Source organism: Streptomyces violaceusniger Tu 4113 (assembly GCF_000147815.2).
Taxonomy (GTDB): domain Bacteria; phylum Actinomycetota; class Actinomycetes; order Streptomycetales; family Streptomycetaceae; genus Streptomyces; species Streptomyces violaceusniger_A.
In genome coordinates this window covers 10,177,883-10,194,797 of the sequence record NC_015957.1, presented here as the reverse complement: position 1 = coordinate 10,194,797, position 16,915 = coordinate 10,177,883, and the positions used below count along the sequence as shown (strand labels likewise).

Annotated in this window: 16 protein-coding genes; 13 read left to right on the top strand and 3 right to left on the bottom strand. The window is 71.8% G+C overall.

The window, feature by feature from the left end:
* Positions 1-350: 350 nt before the first annotated feature.
* From STRVI_RS41550 to STRVI_RS41490, 13 genes are all read left to right on the top strand, one after another.
* Positions 351-602, top strand: a complete 252-nt coding sequence (locus tag STRVI_RS41550; RefSeq protein WP_014061562.1) for an acyl carrier protein — start codon at positions 351-353, stop codon at positions 600-602.
* Between the two features lie 54 nt (positions 603-656).
* Positions 657-1,898 (top strand): beta-ketoacyl-[acyl-carrier-protein] synthase family protein, encoded by a 1,242-nt coding sequence (locus STRVI_RS41545; protein WP_014061561.1) that lies wholly within the window; start codon positions 657-659, stop codon positions 1,896-1,898.
* The gene (locus tag STRVI_RS41540; protein WP_014061560.1) at positions 1,895-3,028 is read left to right on the top strand and encodes a beta-ketoacyl-[acyl-carrier-protein] synthase family protein; all 1,134 of its coding nucleotides are present in this window, start codon (positions 1,895-1,897) and stop codon (positions 3,026-3,028) included. The genes STRVI_RS41545 and STRVI_RS41540 overlap by 4 nt, the downstream gene beginning before the upstream one ends.
* Positions 3,025-3,972, top strand: a complete 948-nt coding sequence (locus tag STRVI_RS41535) for a beta-ketoacyl synthase N-terminal-like domain-containing protein (RefSeq protein ID WP_014061559.1) — start codon at positions 3,025-3,027, stop codon at positions 3,970-3,972. The genes STRVI_RS41540 and STRVI_RS41535 overlap by 4 nt, the downstream gene beginning before the upstream one ends.
* Positions 3,972-4,898 carry an alpha/beta fold hydrolase gene (locus tag STRVI_RS41530; RefSeq protein WP_014061558.1) on the top strand — a complete coding sequence of 309 codons (927 nt, stop codon included), beginning with the start codon at positions 3,972-3,974 and terminating at the stop codon, positions 4,896-4,898. Before STRVI_RS41535 ends, STRVI_RS41530 begins: the two co-directional genes overlap by 1 nt.
* On the top strand, positions 4,895-5,914 hold the full coding sequence (locus tag STRVI_RS41525) for a hypothetical protein (protein WP_014061557.1): 1,020 nt from the start codon (positions 4,895-4,897) through the stop codon (positions 5,912-5,914). Before STRVI_RS41530 ends, STRVI_RS41525 begins: the two co-directional genes overlap by 4 nt.
* Positions 5,915-5,944: 30 nt before the next feature.
* Positions 5,945-7,072, top strand: a complete 1,128-nt coding sequence (locus STRVI_RS41520) for a beta-ketoacyl synthase N-terminal-like domain-containing protein (protein WP_014061556.1) — start codon at positions 5,945-5,947, stop codon at positions 7,070-7,072.
* A 134-nt stretch (positions 7,073-7,206) separates the two neighbouring features.
* Positions 7,207-7,575, top strand: coding sequence for a 3-hydroxyacyl-ACP dehydratase FabZ family protein (locus tag STRVI_RS41515; protein ID WP_106686031.1), 369 nt, complete (start codon positions 7,207-7,209; stop codon positions 7,573-7,575).
* On the top strand, positions 7,575-8,075 hold the full coding sequence (locus STRVI_RS41510; protein ID WP_014061554.1) for a 3-hydroxyacyl-ACP dehydratase FabZ family protein: 501 nt from the start codon (positions 7,575-7,577) through the stop codon (positions 8,073-8,075). Before STRVI_RS41515 ends, STRVI_RS41510 begins: the two co-directional genes overlap by 1 nt.
* Before the next feature lie 56 nt (positions 8,076-8,131).
* Positions 8,132-8,878, top strand: a complete 747-nt coding sequence (fabG, locus tag STRVI_RS41505; protein WP_014061553.1) for a 3-oxoacyl-[acyl-carrier-protein] reductase — start codon at positions 8,132-8,134, stop codon at positions 8,876-8,878.
* Positions 8,879-8,904: 26 nt separating this feature from the next.
* Entirely contained in the window at positions 8,905-9,618 is a 714-nt protein-coding gene (locus STRVI_RS41500) for a 2-hydroxychromene-2-carboxylate isomerase (RefSeq protein ID WP_014061552.1), read from the top strand.
* A gap of 79 nt (positions 9,619-9,697) precedes the next feature.
* Complete coding sequence (locus tag STRVI_RS41495) at positions 9,698-9,904, top strand: MbtH family protein (protein ID WP_014061551.1); 207 nt, start codon at positions 9,698-9,700, stop codon at positions 9,902-9,904.
* 163 nt (positions 9,905-10,067) lie between these two features.
* Entirely contained in the window at positions 10,068-12,173 is a 2,106-nt protein-coding gene (locus STRVI_RS41490; RefSeq protein ID WP_014061550.1) for an ABC1 kinase family protein, read from the top strand.
* A 101-nt stretch (positions 12,174-12,274) separates the two neighbouring features.
* Here the strand turns inward: STRVI_RS41490 and STRVI_RS41485 are convergent, their stop codons facing one another.
* From STRVI_RS41485 to hppD, 3 genes are read right to left on the bottom strand one after another with little or no spacing between them, the layout of a single operon-like run.
* Positions 12,275-13,384, bottom strand: coding sequence for a prephenate dehydrogenase (locus tag STRVI_RS41485; RefSeq protein WP_014061549.1), 1,110 nt, complete (start codon positions 13,382-13,384; stop codon positions 12,275-12,277).
* Positions 13,381-15,873, bottom strand: a complete 2,493-nt coding sequence (locus tag STRVI_RS41480; protein ID WP_014061548.1) for an aminotransferase class I/II-fold pyridoxal phosphate-dependent enzyme — start codon at positions 15,871-15,873, stop codon at positions 13,381-13,383. Before STRVI_RS41480 ends, STRVI_RS41485 begins: the two co-directional genes overlap by 4 nt.
* Positions 15,870-16,901, bottom strand: a complete 1,032-nt coding sequence (gene hppD / locus STRVI_RS41475; RefSeq protein WP_043237420.1) for a 4-hydroxyphenylpyruvate dioxygenase — start codon at positions 16,899-16,901, stop codon at positions 15,870-15,872. The genes STRVI_RS41480 and hppD overlap by 4 nt, the downstream gene beginning before the upstream one ends.
* Positions 16,902-16,915 lie beyond the last annotated feature (14 nt).

Here is a 16,915-nt window from a genome sequence, read left to right as displayed (position 1 = left end):
GCGCACCCGCCGCGGCATGCCGGGGGAGGAGATCAGGGGCCCGGACACACCGTGCGAACCGATCACGGAACCGAGCCCCTGATCAGGGGATGGCGGCGGATGAGAACGCTTCGCTGGCAGCTTCCTGTACCGGCTGTTGCGCGGTTCCGGCCGCGCGGATAGTTCTGGTGGAAGCGCCGATAAATAACCGCCGTTGAGCGGGAATCCGGGTAGCGGGCAGGTCTGCCGACCGGGTTGTGGCAGCTTTATGCAGTGGGCATTGCGCGGTATGGCGGGGTGCCATAGAAAGATCCGAGTCCGAAATGGAAACGGCCTGCGGGTCGGCCTTGTTCGAAAGTGGGGGATCCATCATGAGTTCGGTGCACGAGGAGCGGGTGCAGAAGATCAAGGAGATCGTCTGCGACGTTCTGGAGATCGAAGAGGACGAGGTTACGGAGACCAGCCTCTTCAAGGAGGACCACTCGGCTGACTCGCTGCGTTCCATCGAAATTCTCGCGAATCTCGAGAAGGAATTCCACGTCACCATCGACCAGTCGGAACTTCCCCGGATGGTGCACCTCAAGGGTGTCTACGAGGTAGTCGCCGAGTCCGCCGGCTGGTAAAGCGGCGTTTTCGTAATCGCGGACACGGCCGGAACAGCGGACGAGGGGGACGGGATGGCGGAGTCGGGGCATGCGAGCCCGCGAAGAGTGGTGATCACCGGTCTCGGTGTGGTCTCCAGTATCGGTATGGGCGTCGAGGAGTTCCGGCGGGGACTGCGCGCCGGAAGCAGCGGGGCCAAGCCGATCACGGTGTTCGACGTCGAGGGGTTCGACCACGCGAACGGCTGTGAGGTGGAGGATTTCGACCCCGAGCGGTGGATACGCCACCTCGCGGTCGAGCAGCTCGGCCGGGCGACGCAGTACTCGGTCGCCGCGGCCCGGATGGCGATCGAGGACGCGGGGGTCTCCATCGCGGACTGGCGGTCGCTGCCGGGTCTGATCTCCATCGGGACCACCGACGGTGAATCGAGGGATCTGGACCACCTGGTCGAGGCCGAGATCACCCACGGTCCCGAGCACATGCCGCCCGAACTCGCCCGCCGCGTTCCGGCCGGCCGTCTGTCGGCGGCCATCGCGCAGGAGCTGCAGCTTTCCGATGTGGAGGCGGTGACGATTCCGACCGCCTGCGCGGCCGGCAACTACGCCCTGGGCTACGGCTATGACGCCGTCCGCTCCGGGGACGCGGAGTACGCGCTGTGCGGCGGCGCCGACGCGATGTGCCGCAAGACGTTCTCCGGTTTCTACCGGCTGGGCACCATCGCGCCGGACCGGTGCCGGCCGTTCGACGTCGACCGCAAGGGCATCCTCACCGGTGAGGGCGCCGGGGTGCTGGTCCTGGAGAGCCTGGAGTCCGCACTGGCCCGGGGCGCCCGGATCTACGCCGAGGTGCTCGGGTACGGCCTGAACTGCGACGCCTACCACCAGGTGGCGCCGAACCAGGACAGCGTCGGCCGGTGCATGCAACTCGCCCTGGAGAACGCCGGGGTCAAGGCCGACCAGGTGGACCTCATCTCCGCCCACGGCACCGGCACCAAGGCCAATGACGTCACCGAGGCCCGCGCCATCCGCGAGGTGTTCGGCAGCCGTCCGCCCAGGACCATCTCGATGAAGTCGATGATCGGCCACACCATGGGCGCCGCCAGCGCGCTGTCGGCCATCGGCTGCGCCCTGGCGATCACCGAGAAGTTCATTCCGCCGACCATCAACCACACGACCACCGATCCCGAGTGCGATGTGGACTGCGTGCCCAATGTGGCGATCGAGGCGGAGCTGAAGGTCGTGCAGAACAACGGCCTGGCCTTCGGCGGCAACAACGCGGTGGTGCTGCTCGGCCGGTACGACGGGGTGCCCGCATGAGCTGGGCGGTGACCGGCATGGGGGCCGTGGCCGCGGTGGGCGGCGATGTGGACGAGCTTTTCCACAACCTGTGCGCGGGCCGCTCCGGAGTGGCCGAGCTGCGCGGCTTCGACCACGCCCGGCACACGGCCCACCACGCCTACGAGGTGGACAACCGCCCCGCGCCCGGGGTGGACGTCACCCGCCGGGCGACCGGGCTGCTGCTGGACGCGGTCGGCCAGGCGGTCCGCGACGCGGGCCTGGACGAGAGCGATCTGAGCGGGGTGCCGATCCTGGTCGGCACCGGACTGCGCGAGCTGCGCTCGGTGGAGCTGTGGCGCACCCAGGGCGCCGAATTCCCCGCCGCGGAGCTGCACTTCGGCACCGCGCTGCGCGAGGCGTTCCGGGCCGATGACACCCACACCCTGTCCAACGCGTGCTCGGCCGGGCTGTATGCCCTGGCGCTGGGCGTGGACCTGCTGGCGCAGGGGGCGGACACGGTGGTCGTGGCCGGGGTCGATGTGCTCACCGAGACCATGTACGGCCTGCTGGAGCGGGTGCAGCCGGTGCCCCCGACCCGGGTGCGGCCCTTCGACCGCGACCGGGACGGCGTCCTGATGGGCGAGGGCGCGGCGGCGGTCGTGCTCAGCCGGGTCCCCGGCACACGTCCGGTGCACGGCCTGGTCCGGGACGTCGCGGTCAACTGCGACGCCTTCCATGTGACGGCGCCCGACCCGGCCGGTATCGCCGAGGCGATCAGGGAGGCGCACTCCCGTGGCGGGGTGAAGCCCGCGGACATCGACCTGCTGATGGTGCACGGCACCGGGACGCTGCTCAACGACGAGGCGGAGGCGACCGCGCTCGCGGACGTCTTCGGCCCGGACCGCGACAAGCCCCTGGTGACCGCCACCAAGTCGATGACCGGCCACACCTCGGGCGCCTCCGGGCTGCTCAACCTGGTGGTCACCCTGCGCTGCCTCGCCGAGGGGCGGGTGCCGCCGACCGTGGGTCTGGACAACCCGGTGGACGAGGCGGACGGATTCCGCTTCGTCACCGGCGAGGCGGCCCACCGGCCGCTGACCGTGGCCCAGTTGAACGCATTCGGCTTCGGCGGGATCAACGCCGTCGCGATCCTGGAGGCGGCTCGATGACCGTGGTGGTGAGCGGGGTCGGCGTGGTGCTGCCCCGCGCGAGGACGGCACCGGAGCTGATGGCACCGGTGGCCGAGGCCCCGCCGGTCGAGCCGAAGGACCTGGTCGGCCGGAAGGGCCTGCGGTACAAGGACCGGGCCACCCAACTCGCCTACTGCGCGGCCGACGCGGCCCTGCGCCACGCCGGTCTGCTGGACGACGACGGGGGCCTGCGGGTCCCCGGCGGAAGCGTCGCGGTGGTCGCGAGCTCCAACTACGGCAATCTCGACACCATCTGCCGGGCGATGGACACCATCGCCGAACAGACGGCGGCGGCGGGCAGCGCCATGGATCTGCCGAACGCCTCGAGCAATGTCATCGCCTCCTCCGTCGCCATCCGCTTCGGGCTGCGCGGCCCCAATCTGATGCTGTGCAACGGCGCCACCTCCGGGCTGGACGCCGTCCACTGGGCGGCCACGCTGATCCGCGGCGGCCGGGCCTCCCGGGCGCTGGTCCTCGGCGTCGAACCCGACAACGAGTCCGTACGCGCCTTCACCGGCGGGGCGCGGACCATCGACGGGGCGGCGGCGCTGGTGGTGGAGAGCGAGCAGTCGGCGGCCGAACGGGGCGCGCACGCGCCCGCCGTGCTCGGCGACTACGTCCGGGGTGCCGGACTGGGCCGCACGCTGGAACGGCTGGCCGAGGCGACCGGTGACCGGCCGGCCCTGTGGCAGCTGCCCGAACAGCGGGCCGCCGCCGTACCGGACACCTTGCTGGAGGGCGTGGACCGGCACGATCTGGCCGAGGTCTTCGGCCTGGGCTCGGGTGCGCTGGGAGTGCTCCAGTGCGCCGCGGCCGTCGGCTGGTTCGCCCAGGGCGGCGCCGGTCCGGTGTACGCCACCGCGGGCACCGACGCCGACGACGCCAGCGCGGGCATCGCGCTGCACGGGCGGGCAGCGGCCTGATGTCGACCGGTGACCGCCTCGTGCCGGGGCTCGCCCAGGAGGACGGCGGGCCCGCCGTGGAGTCCGCGCGGGGCGACAAGGACAGCCCCGTGGTCGTGACCCGGCGCGCCCAGGGCGAACCGGGGCGGGGCCGGGTGCTCCTCCTGCACGGACTGTCCAACAGCAGCTCGGTGTGGGACGCCTGTGTCGAGCACGGCCGCCAGGCCGGCGGGCCCGAGATGTGGGCCGCCGATCTGCCCTGGCGGGGCCGGAGCGTCGCCGGGTGGAGCGCCCGGGGCGATCTCGTGCCGTACATGGGCGACGCCCTGCGCGCGGTGCCGGGCGGCGCCGGTGTGGTGGTCGCCCACTCGATGGGCGCGAACGTCCTGATGGAGTTCCTGGGCCGCCGGATCGAGGAGGGCCTGGACCCGTTCACCGAGTTCGGCATCCATGGCATGGTGCTGGTGGCCCCGTTCTACCGGCGCACCGCCGAGGAGTTCGACTGGGCGAGCCTGGCGTACTCCGTGGACACCATGGCCCCGCTGATCGCCGAGGGCATCCGGGTGCACGCCGGGGACCGGGTCCCCGGGGCGACCCGCCACCACCTCGCCGAACGCATCCGGGACTGGGTCGGCCCCTACGGCTGGATGCGGTTCTTCGAGATCTATCTGCGCACCCCCGCCCTGCGGCTGGGACGGTTCACCGTGCCGTGCCTCGTGCTCTCCGGTGCGGACGACTTCGCCGCGCCGCCGGCCGAGGGCCGCGCGCTCGCGGACGGCCTTCCCGACGCCGAGTTCCGCCTGCTGCCCGACTGCGGGCACTTCCTGATGATCGAGCGGGCGCGGCAGTTCGCCGCCCTGCTCGATCGCTTCGTCAGCACGACCTGTTCGGCCGTCCGTCCGCACGGCGGTCCCGGCCTCGGATTCCCATGGGAGCACGATCGATGACCACAGTGGCCGAAAGCGCCGTCAAGAGGCTGCTCACCAGCGAGACGACCGCGTCGCTGCGCACCCGGTACGAGGGCTCCAACATCTGCACCTGGATCGGGTTCAAGCACATCAACTACCTGGTGGAGGAGGCCATCCTCTGCCACTTCGCCGACGCGGACCTGCCGGCGCGGGCGCTGTACGCGGAAGCCGGCCTCGGTGTGGACATCGTCGACCTCGACACCCGGATCCTGCACGCCCTCTACATGGACGAGACGGTCCAGGCGCATGTGGTGCCGAAGGCCGGGGACGACGACTCCTTCCTCTCCTTCACGGTGGCCCTGCACGCCGACCGGGACGGCGAGGACACCAAGGTGGTGGCCGCCAACGCCAAGGTGGTGCTGCGCTCGGACAGCTATGTCGAGGCGGCCGGTGAACCGCCCGCCGAGCTCGCCCGGTTCGTCACCGGCCGGCTGAGCACCCCCGGCGCCGTCGCCCCCGAGCCGCCGGAGCTGACCGGCGCCGACCTCACGGCCGTCACCACCTCGCTGTCGGCCGGCCGCGGCACCTCCGGCCCCGACCCGGTGCTCGACCTGCTGACCTCGGGGAAGAACGCGTTCGGCTGGAAGTGGCGGATCCCCTACCCGTACTGCCACTTCTCGGAGCGGCTCCAGATGTCGAGCTATCTGCGGCAGATGGAGGAGGTCGTGGACCTCTTCCTCGCCGACCGGGGCATCTCGGTGAAGACCCTGCTGGACGAGCGCCGGTGGATCCCCGCCTGCCCGCACTCCCGGATCCAGATCCTGGACGAGGCGCTGATGGAGGAGGACCTCTACACGGTCTACACCGTCGAGAACGTCTTCAAGGACTTCACCTACACCTCCCGCATGGACTGCTATGTGGTGCGCGACGGCCGGCTGGTGCCGACCGCGACCGGCAAGGTCACCCATGGCTACGCCCTGATCGAGAACCGGCGGGACTGGAACCTGATCAACTTCGACGAGCGCGTCTCCAAGGCGCTGCGCGGCGAGTCCTGACCGACGACGGCGACGAGCGACGGAGCAGACATGAGTGGCGGCACAGCTCTTGTGAATCGACCGGTCATCACGGCCTGGTCCGCGGTATCGCCCTTCGGGATCGGCCGCGCGGCCTTCACCGAGGGGATCAGGGAGCGCCGGCCCGCGGCGGCCCCGCTCGATGACGAGCGGTGGCAGGCGGCCGGGGACCGCGCCTGTCTGGTACCCGACTTCGACCTGCGCACGGTGCTCGGGAAGAAGGGGGTCCGCTCGATGGACCGGGTGACCGGCCTCGCGGTCACCACGGTCGCCCGGCTGCTCGACGACGCGCCGCGCAACCGGTGGGTGGCCACCGGCGAGGACGCCGCCCTCGTCCTGGGCACCACCACCGGCAGTGTGCAGAGCCAGATGGACTTCACGCGGGACTCGCTCACCGGGGAGAAGCCGTATCTGGTGGACCCGGCGCGCTTTCCCAACGCCGTCATGAACTGCGCCGCGGGGCAGAGCGCGATCTGGCACCAGCTCAAGGGGCCGAACACCACGATCGCCGGGGGCCACGCGGCGGGGCTGTACGCCCTCAACTACGCGCGCCGGCTGCTCACCTTCGGCCGGGCCAGGACCGTACTGTGCGGTGCGGTCGAGGAGTTCTCGCACTCCCGCTCCTGGCTGGAGCGGCACGCCCACCAGCCGGGCACCGAGGGGCCCGCCCAACTGCCCGGTGAGGGCTGCGGACTGCTGCTGGTGGAGCAGCGCGGCCCCGACGCGCGGGGCGACGCCGAGCAGCCGGTGCTGGCGGAGATCCTCGCGGTGGAGATGGGCATCGCCCTGGACGGCGGGGTCCGCCCCGCGCTGGCGTCCTGTCTGCGCCGGGCGCTGGACCGTGCGGAGGTGCGCCCGGAGGAGATCTGGGCGGTCTCCACCAGTGAGGCGCCCGGCCCGTCCGGGGAGCAGGAGCGGGCCGCGGTGGCGGAGGCCGCCGAGGGGGCGGACCTGGTCCACCTCACCCAGGCCGCGCTCATCGGGGACACCGGGGCCGCGGCGGCGGCGTTCCAGATCGCCGGGGTGCTGGTGCACGCCGAAACCACCCCCGAGGCCGCCGGCCGGGTGGCGCTGGTGACCTCCGTCGACCGTGACGGCGCGGTCGGCTGCGCCCTGCTGCGGCTGGCCGGGCCGCGATGACCGGGGCCGCCGGGACCGTTGGAACCACCACGATCACCGGGACCACCGGGAGTACCGGGAGTACCGGGACCACCGGGATCACCGGGACCACCGGAACGCCGGATACCCGGCCGTGCAGTCCGGTCGCCGCGCGGGTGGAGGTCGTCCGTCCGGCCGCCGCCGACGACCGCGGCAAGGTGCGTGCGGCGACGGCCGTCACGGTGGGCGAGGACGAGGCGGTCTTCCCCGGGCACTACCCGGGCTTCCCCATCTTCCCCGGGGTCTGCGTGATCGAGTGCGTGCACCTCAGCGGTCTGCGCACCCCGCCGCCGGGCTCGGCCGGTCTGGAGCTGGTGGCGGTGGAGAGCACCCGGTTCCTCAGCCCGGTCTTCCCGGGCGACCGGCTGGCGGTGGACCTGGTGTGGACCGGCGGGTCCGGGGCGTGGAAGTGCGCCGCCAAGGTGGCCACCGAACGCGGGCCCGCCGCCCAGGTCAGACTGCGGTTCGCCGCCGAGGAGGCGTGATGATCGGCCAGTTGGAGATCAGAAAGGTGCTGCCGCACCGGTTCCCGATGCTGCTGCTGGACCGGGTGACCGAGGTGGTGCCGGGGGAGCGGGTGACCGCCGTGAAGGCCGTGACCTGCAATGAGCCCTGGTACCAGGGGCTCGGACCGGACGCGCCGGCGGAGGCTTACGCCTATCCGCGGGTGCTGCTGCTGGAGTCCTGGTGCCAGTCGGCCGGGCTGCTGGCCACCTGGGAGTCGCCGGATCCCGATGTGCTCGACGGCCAGGTCATGCTCTTCGGCAGCGTCTCCGGGGTCGAGTACCACCGGCCGGTGCTGCCGGGGGACGTACTGGAACACCGGGCGTCCATCACCCGGGTGGTGGACGACACCGTGATCATCGAGGGCGGTTCCACGGTGGCCGGTGAGCCCGCTCTGACAGTCGGTCTCGCGGTGCTGGCCTTCCGCCCGGCGGCGGAGCTGCGGCCCGGGGACGCGGCCCCCGCCCCCGCCCTCGCCTGACCCCTGGCAACAGACCTCCGGCCCCCTGCGGCCGGCCGAATCGCTTTGGAGAACCAATGGCAGAGAACGCATCCCGGGTGGCGCTGGTCACCGGCGGTTCACGGGGAATCGGCCGGGCCACGGTGGTGCGTCTGGCGCGGGACGGCTTCGACGTCGCCTTCTGCTACCAGTCGAACGAGGCGGCCGCCCTGGAGCTGGAGAAGGAGGTCACCGAGGCCGGGGCCCGGGTGCTCAGCCGCAAGCTCGACGTCCGTGACGCCGAGGCGGTGCGCGCGCTGGTCGCCGAGACCGAGCAGACCCTCGGCCCGATCGACGCGGCCGTGACCGCCGCCGGGATCACCCGTGACAACCCCCTGCTGCTGATGAAGGACGACGAATGGCATGACGTGCTGGACGTCAACCTCGACGGGGTCTACCACGTCTGCCGCTCCGTGGTGTTCGGCATGATGAAGCGCAAGAGCGGGGTGATCGTCAACATCTCCTCGGTCGCCGGTGTGCACGGCAACGCCACCCAGTCCAACTACTCGGCCTCCAAGGCCGGGATCATCGGCTTCTCCCGGGCCCTGGCCAAGGAGGTCGGGCGGTACGGAATCCGCGCCAATGTCGTCGCCCCGGGGTTCATCGACACCGATATGACGTCTGTGCTCACCGGCCAGGTGAAGGACAAGGCGCTGGAGTCGGTGCCGCTCGGGCGGCTGGGGCGGGCCGATGAGGTCGCCGACCTCGTCTCGTACCTCGTCTCGGACCGTGCGGCCTATGTCACGGGCTCCGTCGTCCAGATCGACGGCGGCATCACCATCTAGCATCGCCCCGAACCCAGGAGGTTCCGTTGGCCGTCAAGCCACCGCGCTGGTATTTCTCACTCCGCAGCCCCTATTCCTGGCTCGCCTACCGTGAACTCACCGAGAACGCCCCCGATGTGGCGGACGCGATCGAATGGCGCCCGTACTGGGAGCCGGACGAGGTGAGCGAGGGCCTGCTGGCCGACGCCGGGATCCACCTTCCCTATGTCGCGATGTCCAAGGAGAAGCACTTCTACATCCTGCAGGACGTCAAGCGGGCGGCCATCGAGCGCGGCCTGCGGATGGTCTGGCCCATCGACACCGCTCCCAACTGGGACATCTCCCATCTCGCCTATCTGGTCGCCGAGGACGCCGGCCGCGGGCGGGACTTCATCGACGCCGTGTACCGGGCCCGCTGGGAGAACGGCGTCGACATCTCCGAACGCGCCACCATGGCCGCGATCGGCCATGAACTGGGCCTGGACCCGGATGCGTTGGCCGGTGCGGCCGACGATCCGCGGATCCGCCGGCGGGGCATCGAGGCGCTGCGCGCGGTGGACCGCGACGGAGTGTTCGGAGTGCCGTTCTTCATCCACCGGCACGACAAGTTCTGGGGGCTGGACCGGCTCTCGGGCTTTGTCGCGAGCGTCCGTGCCAAGACCCGGACCGTCGTCATCGAACGGCCGGAGAACGACCGCGGGATCGAGCCCGCCCTACTCGTCCCGGCCGGTGACGCCGGGCACGCCGGCGGCTGCGGCTGACCGGACGTACGCGAAAAGAACCGACAGACCTCATAGACCCTCGTCGACCCGATAGACCTGTCAGAAAGGCGATCACGCCATGAGCAACCCCTTCGAGGACGAGAACGGCAGCTACTACGTGCTGGTCAACGACGAGCGGCAGCACTCGCTGTGGCCGGCCTTCGCGGAGGTACCCGCGGGCTGGACCGTCGTCCACGGCCAGGACAACCGCCAGGCGTGCCTGGACTACATCAACGAGAACTGGACCGACATGCGGCCCAAGAGCCTGATCGAGGCGATGGGCTGACGCACGGCCACCTCCTCCCTTGCCACGGGGCCCGACCACCTGACGTCGGGCCCCGTGGTCTGTTTCCGGCGGGTTGCCGCATGACATCCGGGCAGCCACGGTCCGAGCAGGACGATCCGGACTACTGTTGACACCCTCTTCATCGCACCCGGGGGAACGTGCCATGACCTGGCTGGCTGCCACCAGCATCGACGACCTGTCCTTCGGACTGCTGATCGTGCTGATCGCCGTGTCGTCGCTGGGCGTCTTCGTCTTCGGCGTCTCGGCGATCTCCGGCCGGCTGCTCGGCATCCGGGTGGGGCCGCTGCGCGCCCTCGGCGCCGGTCTGGCCGGGCTGGGCGCGATGCTCGCCTTCAAGCCGACCATGCACGACCAGCAGAGCATGGGCGTGCTGTACGGGGTCCAGGTCGGGGTGTCCGTCCTCGCCGCGATGGCCGCCCTGGTGCTGGCCGAGGTCTTTCTGCCGCGCGGCAGTTGGGCGCTGCCCATGCGGCTGTGGCGCGCGCTGCGCAGCCGGCTGCGGCGCACCCGCCGCTATTCGCAGATCAGCCGGATCTTCATGCGCCACGGCCTGAGCCGTCCGCTGCGCAGCCGGCACAGTCTGGAACGGGCCCTGCGGCCCGGTGAGTTCGGCGAGCGGATGGCCAGGGGGCTGCGGCTGGCGCTGGAGGAGTGCGGCGGGGCCTTCATCAAACTGGGCCAGTTGCTCTCCACCCGGCGCGATCTGCTGCCCCCGCACTTCATCGACGAACTCAGCCGGCTGCAGAGCGATGTGCCGCCCGCGCCATGGGGGGACGTGGCGGCGCTGCTGCGCGAGGAGCTGGGCAGGCCGGTGGACGACGCCTTCGAGTGGATCGAGCAGATCCCGCTCGCCGCCGCCTCCATCGCCCAGGTCCACCGCGCCAAGCTGACCGGGGGCCCGGTGGTCGTGGTCAAGGTCCAGCGCCCGGGGATCCGCGAGCGGGTCGAGCGCGACCTGGACATCGTCGTCGCGATCACCCGCAGCCTCCAGCAGCGGTCCCGGTCCTCCCACGCCATGGGGCTGCGGGATCTGGGCGACGGCTTCTCCACGTCGGTGCGGGAGGAACTGGACTTCCGGATCGAGGCCAACAACGCCGCGGTGGTGGCGGCGTCCTGCGACGGGTACGAGGCGGACGCCCTGGTGCGGGTGCCCCGGGTGTACGAGGAGTTCACCACGGCCAGGGTGCTGGTCCAGGAGTGGCTGGAGGGGGTCACCTTCGACCGGGCGGCGGCCGTCGCGGACCGCAAGGGGCTGGACCGCCGCCAGATCGCCAGGACCGCCTTCGCCGCCATGCTCCACCAGATCCTGCGGGCGGGGGTGTTCCACGCCGATCCGCATCCGGGCAATGTGCTGCTGCTCGACGACGGGCGGATCGGCCTGCTCGACTTCGGCTCGGTGGGCCGTATCGACCCGACCGTACGCCACGCCCTGCAGGAGATGCTGGTGGCCGTCGACCGCGGCGACCGGGCCGGTCTGCACGACGCGCTGATGGCCCTGCTCGGCACGCGGGCCACCAGGAGCGAGGACCTCATGCTCAACTCGATGCTGCTGGAGCGTGAGTTGGGGCAGTTCATGGCCCAGCACCTGGGGGTGGGGGCGCGGCCGGACACCGAGATGTTCACCGCGCTGTTCCAACTGCTCGCCCGGTTCGGCCTCGCCGTGCCGCCGGAGGTGGCCGCCGTCTTCCGGGCCCTGGCGACCATCGAGGGCACCCTGGGCCGGGTCAGCCCCGACTTCAACATGATCGACGAGGCCCGGGCGATCGCCGTGGACCTCCTCACCGCCCGGCTGCGGTTCCGCGCCACGGGTACAGGCACAGGCACGGGCGCGGGGAGCGAGGAGGAGGACGGGATATCGTCCGGGTTCTCGTCCCTGGCGCGGGGCGCGGCCCATGAGTTCCTGTCCGCGCTGCCGATGCTGCGGCGGCTGCCCCGGCGGGCGGAGCGGATCGGCGCGTCGCTGGAGGAGGGGCGGTTCACGGTCCGGGTGCGGGTGCTCGCCGACGAGCGGGAGCGGCGCTTCGTCTCCGGGCTGATCCACCAGTTGACGGTCACGCTGCTGGCCGCCTGCACGGGGCTGATGGGGGTGGTCCTGGTGGTGTTCGGCACCGGGCGCGGGCCCCGGGTCACCGCGGAGGTGGAGCTGTTCCCGCTGCTCGGCTATCAGGTGCTCGCGGTCAGCGCGATCCTCATGCTGCGCGCCCTCTACACGGCGATACGCCGGCCCAACAGCCAAGACCCGTTCTAGCGCCCGGGCCGGGGCGAACCCTGGCCGACGCGGTACAAGACACCCGTTGCGCACACCCGTGGACCGGCTCCTGGGCGGAGCCGGTCCGGATACCTTATTCCTCAGGCGTCGCCGACCAGCAGGGGCTTTTCCCGCATGGTCCAGCCGTTGGCGTCCAGCACCCGCCGTACGCCCGCGACGGAGGTCGACTCCACGAGCAGTTCGACCAGACCGCTCGGCTGGTCGAGGGAGTGCTCGATGCGCACGTCCTCGATGTTGACCCCGGCCTCCCCGACGGTGGAGAACAGCCGGGCCAGCGCACCGGGCTGGTCCGGGATGGCCACCGGGATCGCCACGTACTCGGCGGGCTGCGAACGCTGTTTGTGCGGTACGCGGGCGTGGCCCCGGTTGCCGCGCCGCAGCAGCTCCTGGAGATCGGCGGCGGCCTGCCGGCGCGCCTCGGACTCCGCGCCGGGCAGCGCCCGCAGGACGGCGATCAGCCGCTCCAGGTCCTTGGCGAAACCGTCGAGGACGTCGGCCACCGCGTCGGCGTTCGCGGTCAGGATGTCGCTCCACAGGGCGGGTTCGCCCGCCGCGATGCGGGTGACGTCCCGCAGCCCCTGTCCCGACACCCGGATGTGCTCGGCCTCGGCGTGCTCCAGCCGGGCCGCCATCATCGAGGCGACCAGATGCGGGGCGTGCGAGGTCAGGGCGACGGCGCGGTCGTGGGCGTCGGTGTCCATCAGGACGGGGACGCCACCGCACAGCGAGACCAGCTCCAGCCCCCGGTTGAGCGCCGAGCGATCGGTGAGGGGCGAGGGGGTCAGCACCCAGGGGCGGCCCTCGAAGAGGTCGGCGCGGGCCGCGAGCGGACCGGAGCGCTCGGCGCCGGCCAGCGGATGTCCGCCGATGTAGCGGGACGGATCGCCGCCGGCCGCGCGGACCTCCTCGTGTGGCCGCACCTTGACGCTGGCCACATCGGTGTAGGTGTGCGCCAGCCCGTCCCGCTGGCAGCGGGCGAGCACGGTGCCGATGCTCGCGGGCGGCACCGCCAGGACGGCGAGGTCCACCTGCCCGGCGGGCAGCTCCAGCGAACCGGCCCCCATGGCCTCGGCGGTCCTGGCGGCCGTGGTGTCGGCGTCGTCCAGGTACACCAGGACGCCCCGGCGGCTCAGGGCGAGGGCGATGGACGTCCCGATCAGCCCGGTTCCGACGACGACGGCGGTTCTCATGTGTCACGTCCCGGTGTGGGTACGGTGGCGCCGGAGCGCTCGATCTCCGCCCGGAGGAAGGCGGCGAACCGCCCGATGCCCTCCTCGATCTCCGCGGGGCTCAGATAGCTGAAGGCGAGCCGGATCGACCGCTCGCCGCCGGGGCCCGGGTAGAAGTAGGCCATCGGCGTCCAGATGACGGCGTGGTCCCCGGCCGAGCGCAGCAGCGCGGCGTTGTCGGCGGGGAACGGCACCCGGACGGTGAGGAAGAAGCCGCCGCTTGGCCGGTTCCAGCCGATGCCGAGCCGGTCGCGGACGTCTTCGGGGAAGTGGCGGTCCAGTTGCTCCAGGGTGACCCGGAGCGCCTCGCCGTAGTGCTTGGCGGGCACCGCGTTGCGTTCGGTGAGCCGGCCGCCGCAGGCCAGCAGGGCACCGGCGACGGCCGCCTGGCTCAGCGCCGGGGTGTTCACCGTCACCATGCTCTTGATCTTGGCGAGTTCGTCGGCGAGCAGTGTTTCGGCCCCCGACGGATCCCGCACGGGCTGGTCCGCGACGACGAATCCGACGCGGGCGCTGGGGAAGACCGACTTCGAGTACGACCCGAGGTGGATCACTCGCCGCGCCCGGTCCATCGACTTCAGGGTGGGCAGTTGGACGCCGGGGCTGACCAGCCGGTACGGGCTGTCCTCGAGGATGAGCAGATCGTGCCGGGCGGCCAGTTCCAGCAGCTCCTCGCGGGCGCGCCGGGACATGGTGTTGCCCGACGGGTTCGAATGGTCCGGCACCACGTAGAAGGCGCGGGGGCGGCGGCCCCGGGCCCGCTCGGCGAGGACGGCGGTCTCGACATCGGCCACGTCCAGCCCGTCGGCCCGCTCCTCGACGGGGTGTACGGGGACCTGCAGCAGACTGGCGGCTCCGGTGATGCCCACGTAGCAGGGGCTGGCGACCAGCAGGACGTCCGCGGGGTCCGCGAAGAGCGCGCGCAGGGACAGCAGCATCCCCTCCTGCGCGCCCACCGTCACCACGATCGCCTCCGGTGCGGCGTCGATGCCCTCGTCGGCGCGGAGCGAGTCGCAGATCAGTCCGCGGATCTGGCCCGCGGTCGGCCCGTACTGGTACAGCGCGGTGCGGATGGCGTGGTCGGAGGCGCCGCCCGCGGCCAGGTGGTCGAGGTAGCGGCGGATGTGATCGAGGATCTCGTCCTTGTCGAAGAACTCCTCGTACGGCCTTCCGGGGGCGAAGGAGACCACGTCCGGGAAGCGGCCGGTGATCTCGTTGAGGAAGTTCATGGTGTCCAGCACCGGATCGGACACGCTGCGGTGCAGGTCCTGCTTGCGCAGCGCGGTCGCGGCGGTGTTCTGGGGCGTGGCAGTGTTCGCGGGCGCGGCCGGCAGCGACGTGTCCGCCACGCCGCGGTGCGGATCCTCCCCGGTCAGCAGCGAGGCGTCGGCGTCGGCGACGGTGGCGGTGCCGGTCAGCGTCATGGCCTCCGACAGCTCGTCGAGGACCAGGTCCAGGACGCCCGCCGCGCCGTCCGCGCCCGCCACGGCCAGGCCGTGCAGCACCGGGCGGCCCAGCAGTACGGCGTCCGCCCCCAGGGCGAGGGCGCCGAGGACGTCCCGGCCGCGGCGGACGCCGCCGTCCATCAGCAGGGGGCAGCGGCCGTCCACGGCGGCGGCGATCCGGGCGAGCACGTCCAGCGTGGCCGGTGCCCCGTCCAGCTGCCGTCCGCCGTGGTTGGAGACCACGATGCCGTCCGCGCCCGCGTCGATCGCGCGCCGGGCGTCCTCGGCGGTCAGGACGCCCTTGACCAGTACGGGCAGTTGGCCGACCGAGCGCAGCCAGGCGATGACCGACCAGTCGAGCGAGGGGTCGAGGCCGGTGCGGCCGTGCTCGGACGGGGACGAGTAATCGGCCTGGTCCGCGGGCAGGTTGGCGGGCACGATATGCGGCGGCAGCCGGAAGTCGTTGCGCAGGTCGCGCAGCCGGCGGCCGAGCCGCGGGGTGTCGACGGTCAGGACCAGGGCCTCGAAGCCCGCGGCCGCCGCGTGTTCGATGAGCCGCCGGGTCGTGTCGCGGTCGCGGAAGCAGTAGACCTGGAGCCACAGGGGCGAGCCGGCGGCCGCGGCGATCTCCGCGAAGGTCCGCCCGGCGAAGGTGCTCACCACGAGCGGGAGGCCGGCCGCGCCCGCGGCCCGCGCGGTGGCCGTCTCGCCGTCGGGGTGCATGAGGGTGTGGTAGGCCATGGGCGCCACGGCCACCGGCGCCCCCCACCGGCGTCCCAGGACCGTGGTGGACGGGTCGCACTCACCCACCCCGGTCAGGACTCGGGGGCTCAGCCGGGTGCGGTCGAACGCCGCCAGGTTGGCGGCGAGCGTCCGCTCCTCCCCGGCCCCGCCCTCGATGAAGTCCCAGACCGCCGGGTCCAGCCGGGTGCGTGCCCGCTCGGCGTACTCCTCGAGGGACAGCGGCGGCCGGGAGCCGCCGGAGGGGGCCGTACGGCCGGTCACGAGGTGGCCGCCCGGGCGCGCTCGACGGCCTCGTACAGCGCGCGGATGTTGGAGCTTCCGAAGCCCTGGGCCCCGTGGCGCTGGATGAGTTCGAAGAACAGGGTGCGCCGCTCGTAGGGCGAGCGGGTGAAGAGCTGCAGCAGGTAGCCCCACTCGTCGCGGTCGGCGAGCACATTGGCCTTGCGCAGATCGGCGATGGCCTCGTCGAGGTTGTCGATCCGCTCGGCGAGGGCGTCGTAGTAGGTGCCGGGCGTCTGCAGGAACTCGATGCCCAGGCTCTCGAATTCGAGAACGGCCGGGATGATCTCGTCCACGAGGAACGCCAGGTGCTGCACCCCCGGGCCGCCGTTGCGCTCCAGGAATTCGTCGATCTGGCCCGGCTTCTTGGTGCTGTCGGGCTCGATGATGGTGAAGGTGATCCCGGCCGAGGGGCTGCGCACCACGATGGAGTCCATGGCCTGCTCGCCGACGGTGACGTATTCGCTGGAGTACTCCTCGAAGCCGAATCCGTCGATGTAGTAGCGGACCGTGTCACGCAGGGTGCCGGCGTCCAGGCAGACCGCGATGTGGTCGAGCAGCCGCAGTTCGGTCGTCGTGCCGTCCTGGGCGGCGCGCTCCGGCGAGGCGATCCAGTCGCGGCCCGGGGGCAGCGCGTGCGGCTGCCCCGCGGTGCGCTTGAGGAGGGTGTGGCGGACGGCGCCGAAGCCGGAGACGGCGGGACCGGCCGGGTTGCCGGAGGTCAGATCGCGGGCGCCGGCGGCCAGGGCGCCCTCCCGGGCCGCGAGCGGGTCCTCGCAGGCGAAGGCGATGTCGGCGATGCCGTCACCGTGCGCGGCCAGGAAGTCGGCCGTGCCCGGTCCCGAGGTGATGAGGAGCTGGATGTCCTTCTGGCGCAGGAGTATCGAATCCAGCGCACCGGTCCGGCACCGGGCCTTTTCCTGGAAACCCATGCTGGACACGAAATAGTCCGTGGTTTTCCGCTGATCGCTGGTGTAGATCTCGATGTACTCGACGTCATACGCGGTCACGATGTCCCCATCCG